Annotated in this window: 13 protein-coding genes; 4 read left to right on the top strand and 9 right to left on the bottom strand. The window is 64.8% G+C overall.

Annotated elements, in window-relative coordinates; translation table 11 throughout:
- Positions 1–95 precede the first annotated feature (95 nt).
- Genes NFC73_RS08680 through NFC73_RS08645 form a run of 8 tightly spaced genes read right to left on the bottom strand, consistent with a single transcriptional unit; the run spans position 96 to position 8,513 of the window.
- Positions 96–1,205: a GTP pyrophosphokinase gene (locus NFC73_RS08680; RefSeq protein WP_254749353.1), complete on the bottom strand. Its 1,110-nt coding sequence runs from the start codon at positions 1,203–1,205 to the stop codon at positions 96–98.
- A gap of 52 nt (positions 1,206–1,257) precedes the next feature.
- Positions 1,258–2,295, bottom strand: a complete 1,038-nt coding sequence (locus NFC73_RS08675) for a LacI family DNA-binding transcriptional regulator (RefSeq protein ID WP_254749351.1) — start codon at positions 2,293–2,295, stop codon at positions 1,258–1,260.
- 46 nt (positions 2,296–2,341) lie between these two features.
- Entirely contained in the window at positions 2,342–3,460 is a 1,119-nt protein-coding gene (locus tag NFC73_RS08670; RefSeq protein WP_254749349.1) for a Gfo/Idh/MocA family protein, read from the bottom strand.
- Positions 3,445–4,143, bottom strand: a complete 699-nt coding sequence (locus tag NFC73_RS08665) for a ThuA domain-containing protein (protein WP_254749347.1) — start codon at positions 4,141–4,143, stop codon at positions 3,445–3,447. The genes NFC73_RS08670 and NFC73_RS08665 overlap by 16 nt, the downstream gene beginning before the upstream one ends.
- Before the next feature lie 42 nt (positions 4,144–4,185).
- Positions 4,186–5,364 (bottom strand): Gfo/Idh/MocA family protein, encoded by a 1,179-nt coding sequence (locus NFC73_RS08660; RefSeq protein ID WP_254749346.1) that lies wholly within the window; start codon positions 5,362–5,364, stop codon positions 4,186–4,188.
- A 25-nt stretch (positions 5,365–5,389) separates the two neighbouring features.
- Positions 5,390–6,304 (bottom strand): carbohydrate ABC transporter permease, encoded by a 915-nt coding sequence (locus NFC73_RS08655; protein WP_254749344.1) that lies wholly within the window; start codon positions 6,302–6,304, stop codon positions 5,390–5,392.
- The gene (locus NFC73_RS08650) at positions 6,304–7,206 is read right to left on the bottom strand and encodes a carbohydrate ABC transporter permease (protein WP_254749342.1); all 903 of its coding nucleotides are present in this window, start codon (positions 7,204–7,206) and stop codon (positions 6,304–6,306) included. Before NFC73_RS08650 ends, NFC73_RS08655 begins: the two co-directional genes overlap by 1 nt.
- Before the next feature lie 2 nt (positions 7,207–7,208).
- The gene (locus NFC73_RS08645) at positions 7,209–8,513 is read right to left on the bottom strand and encodes an extracellular solute-binding protein (protein ID WP_254749339.1); all 1,305 of its coding nucleotides are present in this window, start codon (positions 8,511–8,513) and stop codon (positions 7,209–7,211) included.
- 278 nt (positions 8,514–8,791) lie between these two features.
- On the opposite strand from NFC73_RS08645, the gene NFC73_RS08640 reads away from it, so the two are divergent.
- From NFC73_RS08640 to NFC73_RS08625, 4 genes are all read left to right on the top strand, one after another.
- Complete coding sequence (locus NFC73_RS08640) at positions 8,792–9,844, top strand: LacI family DNA-binding transcriptional regulator (RefSeq protein WP_254749337.1); 1,053 nt, start codon at positions 8,792–8,794, stop codon at positions 9,842–9,844.
- 169 nt (positions 9,845–10,013) lie between these two features.
- A complete protein-coding gene (gene uriH / locus NFC73_RS08635; RefSeq protein WP_254749475.1) occupies positions 10,014–11,033 on the top strand; it encodes a uridine-preferring nucleoside hydrolase UriH in 1,020 nt (339 codons plus the stop codon).
- Positions 11,034–12,461 carry a uridine transporter UriT gene (gene uriT / locus NFC73_RS08630; protein ID WP_254749335.1) on the top strand — a complete coding sequence of 476 codons (1,428 nt, stop codon included), beginning with the start codon at positions 11,034–11,036 and terminating at the stop codon, positions 12,459–12,461. It abuts the gene before it with no gap.
- Positions 12,458–13,453: a ribokinase gene (locus tag NFC73_RS08625; protein WP_254749333.1), complete on the top strand. Its 996-nt coding sequence runs from the start codon at positions 12,458–12,460 to the stop codon at positions 13,451–13,453. Before uriT ends, NFC73_RS08625 begins: the two co-directional genes overlap by 4 nt.
- Before the next feature lie 185 nt (positions 13,454–13,638).
- Here the strand turns inward: NFC73_RS08625 and NFC73_RS08620 are convergent.
- Positions 13,639–13,879, bottom strand: a 241-nt coding sequence (locus tag NFC73_RS08620) for a hypothetical protein (protein WP_254749331.1), incomplete at its 5' end; no start/stop codon positions are given.

Genomic DNA, 13,879 nt, shown 5'->3' with positions numbered 1-13,879 from the left:
GGAGCATCGGAGGTCCGTCTACAACAGCCTCCACCATGAGTCAAGGGTAGTTGAATGTCGGTGGTGCCCAATAATCCTGCGGCGCCGCGATTGACCTACTCGGACTTGGCCAGGCGGTAGCGCTCGATCTGTTTGAGCCGCCGCAGGAGGCTGTCGCGCCGAGGGTGCGGCACGGCGTCGGGCGCCTCTGCGGTGAGGTCGATGTGTTTGGTGCCGTACTGCCAGAGCAGGAGGTCATCCAGCAGGCGGTCCGGGCCGGGGGAGTATCGGTGGTCCAGCGCCTTGCGGACCTCGGTGATGCGCTGGGCGCTGAGCAGGCCGGCCAGCTGGACGGTCTGGTTGAGGCCGTGGGCGGCCATGAGCTCAGCGGCCCAGCCCCAGTCGTCATCCACCTTGCGGTCCACGTGTGGCAGCAGCGTGCGCCAGACGTCGCGGATCCGGTTGGGAGTGAGCTGCGCGGCGCCTTCACCGTCCAGGTCCCAGTAGCTGCGGACTTCCTCGTAGCGTTCGTGCAGGTCCGCGAAGGCGCTTTCCACGGTTTCCAGCATGGCGGCGGTGGCAGTGAACTGGCGGTCGAAATGCGGCGTCCAGGCGCGGGGGTCCTCGGCCTTGAAACGGATGTCGTGCTCGATCTCGCTCCAGGCGTGGGCGAAGACCGTGCGGATCTGGCATTCGAAGAAGTAGCTGCCGTTGGCCGGAATGTCCGGGTTGAAGGCCTGCTGGTAATCCTTGACGGCCTCGTTCTGGATGGTGCGCAGGATGAGGTGGCGGCTGGAATAGCCGTACGTGCCGGACTCGATGGAGCCGATGTCCTTCTCGCGGTCGCCGCGGCAGTCGAACACCTGGCGCTGGCGCTTGATGATGTTGGCCACCAACGCATTCTCCGCGGGCAGCTTGGTGATAACACGCACGCCCACCATGTCGTTGAGGGTGCGGAACGGGTCCGGAAACTTCAGTACCGGAGGGCCGCCGGGTTCCAGCGGTTCCTCAATCCGGGAGATCTTCTCCCGGAACGATTCCACTGATTTGGTGCGCCCGGTGACGAACAGCGGCGTGACCTCGGTGTCCTTCAACATGTCGCGAAGGATGTGGAGAACGTCCTTGGTGACCAGCTTCAGGGCAGGGCGGACGCGCTCGTAGATCTCCACGTTCTCCTGCACGGATTCACGCAGGCTGATGTCCAGGCTGTCCCAGTTACTCGGCATGCCACCAGCTTACGGCGGGGGTGTGACAGCGGGTTGTCATGCCGGCACAGTGTTATGCCGAGGTGGAGTTGCGGACCACCAGGGAACTTTCAAGCGTCAGCTGCGGCTGCTCCAGCCGGTGGCCTTCCATGAGCCGGCGCAGCTGCCCGCCGGCCTTCAGCCCCAGTGACGTAGCCGGCAGGTGCACGCTGGTCAGGCTGGGATTGCTCGTCGCGGAGTACGGCAGATCGTCGAAGCCCGCGATGGCCAGCTGGCCCGGGATCTGCACGCCTGCCACCCGTGCTTCCTGCAGCACGCCGTAGGCGTGCGTGTCAGTGCAGCAGGCGACGGCGGTGACCCCGGCCTGATGCCATGCCGGCCAGGCGGCTGCGAACGCGGCGGCGGACGCGCCGACGTCGATGGTGGTGCTGATGATGTGGCCGGGCTCCACGGTTATTCCGTGTGCCGCTGCCTCGTCCAGGAAGGCTTCGCGGCGGACAGCAAACGTGGCCGTGCCGGTGACGCTGTCCACGTAGGCCACCCGGCGGTGGCCCGTCCCGGCCAGATGCGCGGCAAGCTGGCGCGCGCCGTGCGCAACGTCCAGATTCACGGATGGGGCGTAGGCCTCCAGCCCCGGGGCATCGAGCAGGACCACGGGGCCGGCGGCGGAAAGTTCTTCGAGGAATTCGGCGTTGGGGGCACCCACCAGCAGGCCAGCCGGCCGGAGTGCCATCAGCTTCCTGACGTCGCCCGCCTGCGGGAACTCGCCGGCCGCAGTGACGGATAACAGCAGCTGGTAATCAGCCCCGAGTGACTCCCGGACACCGGCGATCACCTTGGCGAAAAACGGGTTGGAGATGTCCGGGGACACGAGGATCACGATGGAGCTGACGCCCTTGGCCAATGAGCTGCCGATCCCGTCCACCACGTACCCGAGCTCGGAAATTGCGTCCTGCACGCGGGCGATGTTGTCCTCGGAGACGCGGCCGGCAGTCTTGCCGTTGGCCACCAGGGAAACGGTCGCCGTCGAGACGCCGGCGCGGGCCGCGACCATGGCGGCGGTGATCCGCCCAGGGCGGACGGACTGCTGCACCTGTTCCGCGGATTCCATACGTCGATCGTAATAGGCCGGGACGTTCCGCATTGCACCCGCGAACCTATGCACTGACCTCCTGAACGCGGGCGTCATCCGGCGATGCGGTGAGGGGCACAGGTTCCGGTCGTGGAACCGTGCTTTGGATCGGGACCATGGCTCCGGTCCGGGCCGACTCGAGCACCGATTCCATAACTTCAAGGGCGTGATAAGCCAGCCGGCCGCCGGCGCGCGGTTCTTCACCCTCCGGCGTCGCCGCAAGATCGGCGATGCCGAACCCCCGGCCGGAGTCCACGTACCCGGCCGAGACCGGAAGGGTCGTCCAGGAGTCGTCGCCGAGGGTGAACAGTTCCACGTCACCGGCGAAGTGGTTCGGGTCCGGAACCACCAGGGAGCCGCGCTCACCGTGGATCTCAATGTTGGAGGACCTGGTCTTGACGGCGTCGAAGCTCATGACCAGGGTGGATAGCGCCCCGTTCGCGTGGACCAGGATTCCCGTCACGTGCGAGTCGAAGTTGACCGGGATCACCTCGCCTTCCCGCGGACCAGACCCGATGGTCCGCTGCGTCCGCGTGTGGCTGGCCGCCCCGGTCACGGAAACCACCGGCCCCAGCAGGCTAACCAATGCACTGACGTAATACGGGCCCATGTCCAGCAGCGGGCCCCCGCCGGGCTGATAGTAGAAATCCGGGTTAGGGTGCCAACGTTCATGGCCGGGCGTGACCATCGTGGCGGTGGCCGAGATGGGGGAACCGATGAGGCCGTCGTCGATCGCTTTGCGGGCCGTCTGGATGCCGGTTCCGAGGACGGTGTCCGGGGCGCAGCCGACGGCGACACCGGCAGCGCGCGCCGCTTCCAGTACCTGGCGGGCCTCGCCAGTCGTGGCCGCCAGCGGTTTCTCGCCGTAAACGCTCTTTCCCGCGGCGATTGCCTTGAGGGCCACTTCGGCATGGGCGGCGGGAATGGTCAGGTTCAGCACCAGGTCCACGTCATCGGCGGCGATCAGTTCGTCGACCGTGAGCGCCCGGACGCCGTCGTAGTCATCCGCGACCGCCTGCGCGCGGGCCGGATCCAGATCTGCCACCGCAACAAGTTCGATGGCATCGAGCCGCCGGAAGTTTGTGAGGTACTGGGCGATGATGGCCCCGCACCCAATGATTCCTACTTTCAACGGCTTGCCCACAGCAGGCCCCTTTCGATGATGGTGCGGACGTTGTGGTCCTGGAGGATTTCCACGCGGTGCCCGGGAGTGGCGACGAAGATTCTGCCCTGGCCCCATTGCCGGGTCCAGATGGCCGGCGAGGTCACTTCACGGTTCCAGGGATCCCAGGCGCGGACCTTCTGGGTGGTGGTGGCGAGGACGTCGACGTAGTCGTCGGCCAGCACCCAGTACTGTTCGGTGACCAGTTCGAAGTCGCCGATGCCGCGGGTAATGGGATGGGTTTCCGCGGCGGGAAGCATGTTGATGGTGTACGGGACGTAGTTGTCGGACTGTTCGCCGGTGCGCTGGTCGGGGTGGTTGCCGGGGTGGCAGGCGAACTGTCCGCCGATCAGGTGGAGGTAGTCCGAGGTGTTCCGGTAGGAGTCGGCGATGCCGCCGTGCCAGCCGGCCAGGCCGGTTCCGTTCTCGACGGCGGCCCGCAGGCCCTCGAATTCATCCTTCTCGATGGTGGACATCGTCATGCACTGCATGATGAGGTCAACGCCGGCCAAGTAGTCGGCATCGGCGTAGATATTGGGGGATTCCTCGACCCGGACGTCAAAGCCGTTGTCCTTCAGGTACGGGATGAAAAGCTCTGTGGCCTCTATGGGCTGGTGTCCATCCCAGCCGCCACGGACCACGAGTGCGGTCTTTTTGTCTGTCATGGGTTTTCCTTTGCTGGGGTTCCGTGTTCTGTACTCAACGTCCTAGACCTTCTGCCATTGGCTGGAGTTTGCTGCGCTGTCCTCGACGGCGGCCAGCACCTGCTGGACCTGTAAGGCATCGGCGAAGGACGGTTCTGGCTGGCGGTCCTCCGCGATGGCAGTGACGAAGTCGACCACCTGGTGGGTGAAACCGTGTTCGTAGCCCAAACCGTGGCCGGTGGGCCACCAGTTGCCGACGTACGGATGCTCGGGCTCGGTGACGAAAATCCGCCGGAAGCCGGCATCGGGGGATTCGGCCGCGTCGTAGAAGGACAACACGTTCATTTCCTCGAAATCGAAAGCCAGCGACCCCTTGGTGCCGTTCAATTCGAGCCGCATCGCGTTCTTGCGGCCCAACGCGTAGCGGGTGGCCTCGAAGACGCCGATGGGTCCGCCGTCGAACCGGGCACTGAAGATCGCGGCGTCATCGACGGTGACGGAACCTCGCGGCGCATCATTTCCCGCATCGCCGTGTCCGCCCAGGCCGACAAGATCGCCGGCCAATGGACGCTCAGCAACAAATGTTTCCAGCAGGGCCGAAACGCCGGTGATCTTCTGTCCGGTGATCCACTGCGCCGCGTCGATGCTGTGCGCACCGATATCACCGAGGGAACCGGAACCGGATTTGCTCTTGTCCAAGCGCCACGTCATGGGTGCGTTCTCGTCTGAGAGCCAGTCCTGCAGGTACTGCGCCCGCACGTGACGGATTGTTCCGAGCCTGCCCTGCTCCACGAACCGTCTTGCCAGCGCCAGCGCGGGGGTCCGCCGGTAGCTGAAGCCGCACAGCGAGAACACCCCGCGTTTGGCGGCCGCCTCCGCCGCAACGGTCATCCGTTCCGCCTCCTCCACGGAGTTGGCGAGCGGCTTTTCGCACAGCACGTGCTTGCCCGCCTCGAGCGCGGCGATCGCAATTTCGGCGTGCGTGTCGCCAGGAGTACAGATGTCGATCAGGTCAATGTCATCGCGCTCGATCAGCCGCCGCCAGTCAGTCTCCACGGAGTTCCAGCCCAGCTTGTTGGCCGCGGCGCGGACGCCATCTTCGTTCCGGCCGGCTACAGCCGTCAGTTGGGGTTCCAGCGGCAGGTCAAAGAACCGGGGTGCTGTCCGCCATGCGTGGGAATGGGCGGCGCCCATAAAGGCGTAGCCCACCATACCGACGCGCAATGGCTTTGCGGAAGTCATTGATTTCCTTTCGTAAGAATTCGGGTTACTTGCTGAACCCGGCGGTCAGGCCGCTGAGCAGCTGGCGCCGGGCGATGACGTAGATGACCAGCAGCGGCAACGTGGCGAGCACCACGGATGCCAGCACAGCGGGGATGTTGACACTGAACTCCCCTTGGAATGTCCATAGCGATAAGGGGAGCACCCGCGTGGAAGGGCTCTGCGTCAGGATGAGCGGGAAAAGGAAGCCGTTCCACACGTGGAGGGCGTTGTAGATGCCCACGGTGATGACAGCGGGCTTGGTCATGGGAAGGGCAAGCCGCCACATCATCGCCCAGTCTGAGCAGCCGTCCAGGCGCATGGATTCGAACAGCTCGTTGGGCACATCCCGCATGAAGTTGGACAGGATGAGGACGGAGATGGGGATCGCGAAGGCGATGGACGGGAGGACCAGTGCGAGCAACGTGTCGTAGAGATGGGCCCTGGTGATCATCCAGTAAATCGGGATGATCGTGGCATGCAGCGGAATGGCCAGGCCGAGGAGGAAGAGGTTGTTGGTCCAAGTCAGGAACCTGCCCTTGCCACGAACAATCGCGTAGGCGGCCATAAACGCCACGAACAGTCCCGGCACCACACTGCCCACGGTCACAATGAGGCTGTTGGTGAAGTACTTGGCGAAGTCGTTCTCAAGGACCAGTTTGTAGTTGTCCAGCGTCGGCTCGGTGGGCGGCATCATGGGGTTCGATGTGAAGAATCCGGCCTGGTTCTTCAGGCTGGTCACCACCACGTAGTACACGGGAATGATGATGAAGGCCAGCCAGGCCCAGCCGCCCAGGCCACCCAGGAAGTTGGGCCGCTGCCGGGCAGTGCGGGCGGTGCGGCTGTTGGGCCGCCGCCCTGCGCTGCCCGGACGGCGTACGACGGCGGCAGGAGACGTGGGTAGCTGAATCTCGGTGGCCATCAGGCACCTTCCAATTGGCTGTCGTTGCGGTTTTTCCCGCCAAGTCGCTGCAGCAGCAGGGCCAGGGCCAGGCCGATGACCACAAGGATGACGCCGAGTGCGCTCGCGGCACCCATGTCGTTGGCCTTGAACCCGGTCAGGTACATGTGAAGGGGCAGCAGGCGGGTGGCATAGCCGGGTCCGCCGGCGGTCAGGACGAAGATGAGGTCGAAGTAGGCCAGTGAGCCCACCACCATCAGCGTGGAGGAGGTGATGATGGTGTACTTCAGCTGCGGCAACGTGATGCTGAAGAACTGCTGGATGCGCCCCGCGCCATCGATCTGCGCGGCTTCATACAACGATGTGGGGATCTGCCGGACACCGCCTTGGTAGATCAGGGTGTGGAACGGCACGAACTGCCACGCGATCACAAAAACGACGACGAACAGCACCAGGTCCGAATTGCCCAGCCAGTCCTGCGTGAGGAACGGCAGCCCCAGGCCCGGACCCAGCCCGAAGTTGGGATCCAGCAGTGCCTTGAACGCGATGGCCACGGCGGCCGAGGAGAGCAACAGGGGCACGAAGTACAGGACGGCAAGCGCTGCCCGGTACTTATGGCCTGCTGCCGTGAAGACGCCCAGCAGCAGGCTGATCGGTGCCTGGACGATGAAGGAGAAGAACATGATCTTCGCTGTCACCAACAGTGCGTTGCCAGTGATCGGATCGGTCAGGACCGTGGTCCAGCTGGAGAACCCATCAAGCGTGATTTCGCCCAGCCCGTCCCACCTCGTGAAACTGAGGAACAGCACGCCGAACAACGGGATGATCGCGAAGAGGAGGAAGAAGACGAGGGCTGGAGCGGCCAGCCACCCCGACGGACCCTTTTCCAGGGTCCGTCGGGAAGTACCGGTGGTAACTGACACAGCTATTTTCCGATCGTTGCGTTCATCGTTGCGACAAACTGCTCCGGGGTGATCTTGTTCAGGAAGATCTGATCCAGGTTGGCGAGCATCGCGTCGCCCTGCGCAGGGCTCAGTGCCTGGTCCCAGGAGAGCTGGAAGTTGGGAGCGTTCTTGGCCAGGCCGTACGCGAAGTTCAGGAATCCCTTGTCCGGTGAGGCTTCCAGCTTGCTTTCGATGCCGTTGACCACCGGCACTGCACCGGAGTCGATCAGGGTCTGGGTGTCCGCATCGGTAAACATCCCGTTCTTGATGTACTCAAGGGCGGCTGCCTTCTGGCTGTCCGTGGCCTTGGAGGAGACGGACCAGAAGTTGGACGGGTTGCCCACGATGTTGGCGGGATCGCCCTTGCCGCCGTCAACGGTGGGGAATGTGGTGAAGCCCAACTTGCCGCCCTTGGTGAAGTCCGGCGCGTCCTTCTTCATGCCCTGGTAGATCCAGCCGCCTTGGAGCACCATCGCAGCTTTGCCCGTGTAGAGCAGGGCCTGGTCCGCGTTGGAATCGGCCGCGATCGAGGAGAAGCCATTGATGAAGCCGCCCGCATTGACCAGGTCCTGGATCTTGGTCAGGGATTCAAGCACTGCAGGGTCTGACCAGGCATCGGGCTTGTTGGCTGCAATCTTGTTGAAAACCTCGGGTCCGCCGATGCGGTCCACCAGGTATTCAAGCCACATCAGGTCCGGCCATTTGGACTGGCCGCCCAGCGAGAAGGGAGCAACCCCGGCCTCTTTGAACTTCGGCACGAGGGCCATCAGCTGATTCCAGGTTTTGGGTGGCTGGGCGCCGATTTTCTCGAACAGTTCCTTGTTGTAATAGAGCACAACCGGCTGGACGTTGTTGTTGGGCAGGGCGAAAATTTTGCCGTCCACCTGGCCGTTCTTGATGATGGATGGCAGGTAGCGGTCCTTGACCTCCGGGTTTTCCGCAATGAAGTCCGTGAGGTCCTCGATCTGCCCGGAGTCAACGTAGGACTTGAGAACGCCGCCGCCCCAGCCGTAAATGAAAGTGGGACCTTCACCGGCGCCGATGGCGGTGCGCACCTTGGTCTTGTAGGCATCGTTGGCGAAGAAGTCGAGTTTGATGGACTGGTCGGGATGCGCAGTGTTCCACGCGTCGATGGATTTTTGGGTATTGGCCTGGTTCCCGCCGGTCAGCCCCCACATCGAGGGCGAATCCGCGCTGACATTTGCGGGGCCGCTGGAACCGCAGGCGGCCAGGGAGAGCGTCAGTGCGGCAGCCAGGGCTGTGGAACGCAGCTTTCGATTGAACATATGGTTTCCGTCCATCCTTCGGGGGTCGTCACTGAGCGCCCGGTGTGAGTTCAGAAGTCCAGCCTCAGGAAAGAGGCAGCACTGTGAGTGGAGTTTGTTTCACCTAAAGTCTTCGAAATATTTCGATAATGCTTTCGGTTGAGTGAAACAAAGGTAACGGACATCACAATTGGGCGTCAAGGCATTTTGTGCAATAAATTTCAGTAATGCATTGACGCAGCCTGCGGCTTGCTGCAAAACTGGCGGAGCGAAATGTTTCGAAAGTCAAGGAGAACTAGATGACCGCCGTCGAGCAGCAGGGAAAGCTCACCCTGGCAGCGATTGCCCGGGAGGCCGGCGTTTCCGCGCCCACAGTCTCGAAGGTCATCAACGGCCGGGATGACGTGGCGGCGGAGACCCGGTCCAAGGTGATGGCCGTGCTGGCGCGGACCGGCTACAAGTCCCCGGTCCAGCAGCGGCGGAACCTTGCGGGCCGGCAGGCGGTGGAGGTGGTCTTCGATTCCCTGGACTCCGCCTACTCCATCGAAGTCCTCAACGGGATCCTGGAGGCGGCCGGCGCTGCGGACATTGAAGTGCTGCTGAACGTCACCAGCAGGCAAGGGCCTTCGCGGTTAACCCCGGAGCAGCGCGCCCGCCGGATTGTGGACGAGGGGCGCTGCGGAATGATCGTGGTGACCTCCGCCTTCAGCGAGCCCCAGCTTGATGCCTTCAACCGCAGGGGAGTGCCCACGGTGGTGATTGATCCGCTCAACCCCCCGGCCGGAAATGTGGTCAGCATCGGCGCCACCAACTGGGCCGGCGGCAAGGACGCAACGTCCCACCTGCTGGATCTTGGCCACCGCAGGATCGCCTACCTGGGAGGTCCGGATGGTGCCGAATGCAACCAGGCCCGGCTCCACGGCTACCTGGCCGCCCTGCGGGCGAGGAACGTCCCGGTGGACGATCGCTACATCGTGCAGGGCAGCTTCAGGTCCGAGGCGGGGGTCCGGGGCATGAAGCAACTGCTGCAGCTGGATGAGCGGCCCACTGCAGTATTTGCGGCAAATGACACCGTTGCCCTGGGTGCGCTTGCCGAGGCGCGGCGCCAGAACGTACGGGTGCCGGAGGATCTGAGCCTGGTGGGGTTTGACGGCACGTACCAGGCGGAGGAATCCGTGCCCGCGCTGACCTCCGTGGCCCAGCCGCTGCAGGAGATGGGCCGGGCCGCGCTGCGCTTCATCCTGCGCCAAATGCGCGGCGAGACCCTGGACTCCCGCAGGGTGGAGTTGGCCACGAACCTCGTCATCCGCGAATCCACGGCGCCGCCGCAGGCGCTGTTGCCCGTGGCCTGAACCGCGTGGCCTGAACTGCTCGTTCGTCAAATGCGTCAAGCGTTTGACGTGCGGCTACGTTAAGCGCTTGACGCGTGGCTTGGGCAGGTGTCATGATCTCCGTGAATACTTTCGGCCGCTGCTTCGGCAGGCCCCAATGACGTGGAGATTTAACGTGGAATCCAAACCGATGAAACCCGGCCCCAGGAAAATCATTCTTGACTGCGACCCCGGGCATGACGACGCCGTGGCCATCCTGCTCGCGCACGGCAACCCGGACATTGATCTGCTGGCCGTCACCACCGTGGTGGGCAACCAGACGCTCGAAAAGGTCACCAGGAACGCGCTCGCCGTCGGGACAATTGCCGGCATCACCGGCGTGCCTTTCGCCGCAGGATGCGGCCGGCCCCTGGTCCGCACCATCGAAACCGCGCCGTCCATCCACGGCGAAACGGGCATGGACGGCCCGGCACAGCCCGAGTCCACCATCGAGCTGGACCCGCGCCACGCCGTCGACCTCATCATCGATACCGTGATGGCCCACGAACCGGGCACGGTCACTTTGGTCCCCACCGGCGGCCTCACCAACATCGCGCTGGCAGCCCGCAAGGAACCGCGCATTGTGGAACGCGTCAAGGAAGTTGTCCTGATGGGCGGCGGCTACCACGTGGGCAACTGGAGCGCCGTGGCCGAATTCAACATCATCATCGACCCCGAAGCCGCCCACATCGTGTTCAACGAGAAGTGGCCCGTCGTGATGGTTGGCCTGGACCTTACCCACCAGGCCCTCGCCACCCCGGACGTCGTCGAGAAGATCGCCGCCGTCGGCACCAAGCCCGCCAAGTTCGTGATGGAACTGATGGAGTTCTTCACCCAGACCTACAAGGACGCCCAGGGCTTTGACTTCCCGCCCGTCCATGATCCGTGCGCCGTGGCCTATGTGATCGATCCCAGCATCGTCACCACCCGCAAGGTCCCGGTGGACATTGAACTCCAGGGCACACTGACGCTCGGCATGACCGTGGCCGACTTCCGCGCCCCCGCACCGGAGGACTGCACCACCTCCGTGGCCGTTGACCTGGACCACGCCCGTTTCTGGGACCTGGTCACGGATGCCCTGGTGCGGATTGGGGAACCTCTGACAGAAACAGTCGGCACTCCCGCCGCCGCTGAACCCGCCGGCCTTGCAGCAGCCACGGGAGGCAAGTAGATGAGCGCCACCCTCACTGAGGCAAAGACCAGCCGGGGCAACGTTACTGCCCTGATGGTCGCCCTGCTGGCCGCGTGCGTCGCCTTCCAGCTCAACGCCTCCATGCTCAGCCCCGCCCTGGTCACCATGGGCAAGGAACTGAACACCGATCAGGCCGTCATCGGCCTCTCCCAGACCTGGTTCTTCACCGCGGCCGCCCTGTTCTCCCTCTTCCTGCCCCGCCTGAGCGACATCATCGGCCGGAAGAAGATCCTCATCGGCATGATGCTCCTGATGGCCGTCGGTTCGGTCATCGCGGCCATGGCCCCCGACGTGACCTGGCTCTTTGTGGGCCGCATCATCCAGGGCGTCAGCGGCCCCACCGTGCCGTTGTGCCTGATCATGCTGCGCTCCGCCGTCAGCAACCCGCGCAAATACGGGACGCTGATGGGCCTCATCACCGCCGTCAACGGCGGCGTGGCCGGCGTCGACTCCTTTGTGGGCGGCTACTTCGCCGAACACTTCGGGTTCCGCAGCATCTTCTGGCTCATGGTGGTCCTGGCCGTCGTCGCCACCGCCCTGATCGCCTTCCTCGCCGGCGAGAGCAAGCCGGCCGCCGGCACCTCCATGGACTGGCTGGGCGTGTTCTTCATCGTCGTCGCCGTGGGTGCACTGCTCACCGCCCTCAACGAGGGCTCCAAGCTGGTGGGCGCCTTCGCACCCGGCACGCTCCTGCTGGCGATCGGACTGGTGGTGGTCGCCGCCGTCGCGTTCTACTGCTTCTGGACCGTGGAAAAGCGCGCCAAACAGCCCATGGTGGAAACCATCCACCTGCGCCAGCGCTCCACCTGGGCGCCGCTGCTGACCACCACGCTGACCATGACCGGCATCTTCGCCGTGATCAACGGGATCGTGCCGGCGTACGTGCAGGCCGCGGATCCGGGATTCGGCATCGGCCCGACCGAAATGTCACTGATCATCCTCACCCCGTACGCCCTGCTCGGCTGGCTGGTGGGTCCCCTCAGCGGCAGGCTCGCGCCCATCCTCGGCTACACCAAGGTCCTGCGGATCGGCATGCTGGGCAGCATCGCCGCCCTGGCCATCATCGCGTTCTTCGGACTCAGCAGCCTCCCCATGATGATCGCCGGAACCGTCTTGCTGGGCATCATGTACGCCGGTACGGTCAACATCATGCTGAACGGACTCGGAGTTGTCCTCTCACCCGCCGGAAACCCGGGGTTCCTTCCCGGCATGAACGCGGGCGCCTTCAACCTGGGGGCCGGCCTGAGCTTCCTGGTGCTGCCGGCCGTGCTGGTGGCCACCTCGGCCCTCGGCGACGCCCAGGCGTCCTACCTCTCCGTGGTTGTGACGGGCCTGGTCATCACGGTGGCCGCTTTCGCCGCCTCGCTCCTCATCCCCAAGCCCGTCGAGGCTGAGGTGACCGAATGAGTTCCGCAACAGCCGGCACCCCAGGCCGGATCGTCGTCGTCGGTTCCCTGAACGCGGACCTGACCATCTACTGCGAGCGGCTGCCGCTGCCCGGTGAGACGGTGCACGGCAACGGTTTCGCCGTGAACCCGGGCGGCAAGAGCGCCAACCAGGCCGTCGCCGCCAGCCTCCTGGGCGGGTCCGTCAGCCTGGTGGGCGCCGTCGGTGCGGACGCCAACGGCGACATGCTCCTGTCCTCCGCCGCCCGCGCCGGGGTGGACATCTCCGGCGTGCGGACCTCAGCAACCGAGGCCACCGGCGTCGCCGTCATCGCCGTGGATTCCAACGGCGAGAACAACATCATCATCTCGGCAGGCGCCAACGGCACCCTCTCGCCGTCGGACGTCGCCGCCGCGGCGGAAACGTTCGACGGCGCCGCGGTGGTCTGCCTCTGCCTGGAGGTTGGCCGTGACACGGTTGAGGCCGCCGCCCGGGCAGGGCACGACGCCGGCGCCACAGTCCTGCTGAACCTCTCGCCTTACGCGGAAATCCCGCAGCAGCTGGCGGACCTGACCGACGTCCTGCTGGTCAACGCCCACGAGGCGTCGCTGTTCCTCGGCTCCGCCGGGAATCCCGGCTCGGCCGCAATTCCCGGCAGCGACGCCGACGCCAGCGACTGGGAAGCGGTCAGGCTCCGCTTCGCCGAGCGGGGACTCCAGCGGGTCCTCGTCACGCTGGGGGCCCACGGCTCCGTGGTACTGGATTCGCTGGCCCCTGCCGGGCAGCAGTTGATCCAGATAGCACCTGTCAGGGTCAACGCAGTGGACACCACCGGCGCGGGCGACGCCTTCACGGGTGCCGTGGCCGCCCGCCTGGCGGCCGGTGCGCCGCTGGCTGACGCCGCCGCCTTCGCCTCGGTTGCCGCCGCACTCGCCACCACCCGCAAGGGAACGCAGGCCGCCTACCCGGATGAGAACGACGTCAGGCGCGTACTCACCTCGGGTGCCGTCTGACAGTCTGACGGCAGCTACACAAGAAGCGCCCGACGGCGGCAGTCTCCTGCCGCCGTCGGGCGCTTCATTTGTATGCCGCACTGCAGTCCGGGGTTACCGGCTTCTGGCCCGGTGGAGTACTGGGATGCCCAGCTGAACGGTCATGGTTTTTTGGGGCTGATGCCGCTTGGTGGTTGCTGTTGGCGTTAGTGGGTGCCGGGGTCGCTGTCGATGTAGGAGCCGGGGCGGTTTTGGGTGGGGTGTTGGCAGGTGCAGGGGCTGTCCAGTTGTAGTTGGACGGTGACTGGGTTTGTTGATTCGAGTTGGATTTCGAGGGGTTCTGTTCCGTTGCGGCTGAGGCGGAGGGTGGGTTTTTGGGCGTGGTGGTTGGGCATGGGGTGGCCTTTGCTGCTGGGTGGGGGTGTGGGTGTGCCCCGGTGGCACGGG

It is taken from the genome of Pseudarthrobacter humi (genome assembly GCF_024294965.1).
In the GTDB taxonomy this organism is placed as follows: Bacteria; Actinomycetota; Actinomycetes; order Actinomycetales; family Micrococcaceae; genus Arthrobacter; species Arthrobacter humi.
This window is presented reverse-complemented; position numbering and strand designations above follow the sequence as displayed.

Excerpts from the sequence above, each read along its gene's own strand:
- NFC73_RS08655 (WP_254749344.1), bottom strand. The coding sequence starts at position 6,304 with ATGGCCACCGAGATTCAGCTACCCACGTCTCCTGCCGCCGTCGTACGC.
- NFC73_RS08640 (WP_254749337.1), top strand. The coding sequence starts at position 8,792 with ATGACCGCCGTCGAGCAGCAGGGAAAGCTCACCCTGGCAGCGATTGCC.
- NFC73_RS08675 (WP_254749351.1), bottom strand. The coding sequence starts at position 2,295 with ATGGAATCCGCGGAACAGGTGCAGCAGTCCGTCCGCCCTGGGCGGATC.
- NFC73_RS08665 (WP_254749347.1), bottom strand. The coding sequence starts at position 4,143 with ATGACAGACAAAAAGACCGCACTCGTGGTCCGTGGCGGCTGGGATGGA.
- NFC73_RS08645 (WP_254749339.1), bottom strand. The coding sequence starts at position 8,513 with ATGTTCAATCGAAAGCTGCGTTCCACAGCCCTGGCTGCCGCACTGACG.
- NFC73_RS08625 (WP_254749333.1), top strand. The coding sequence starts at position 12,458 with ATGAGTTCCGCAACAGCCGGCACCCCAGGCCGGATCGTCGTCGTCGGT.
- uriH (WP_254749475.1), top strand. The coding sequence starts at position 10,014 with ATGAAACCCGGCCCCAGGAAAATCATTCTTGACTGCGACCCCGGGCAT.
- NFC73_RS08680 (WP_254749353.1), bottom strand. The coding sequence starts at position 1,205 with ATGCCGAGTAACTGGGACAGCCTGGACATCAGCCTGCGTGAATCCGTG.
- uriT (WP_254749335.1), top strand. The coding sequence starts at position 11,034 with ATGAGCGCCACCCTCACTGAGGCAAAGACCAGCCGGGGCAACGTTACT.
- NFC73_RS08660 (WP_254749346.1), bottom strand. The coding sequence starts at position 5,364 with ATGACTTCCGCAAAGCCATTGCGCGTCGGTATGGTGGGCTACGCCTTT.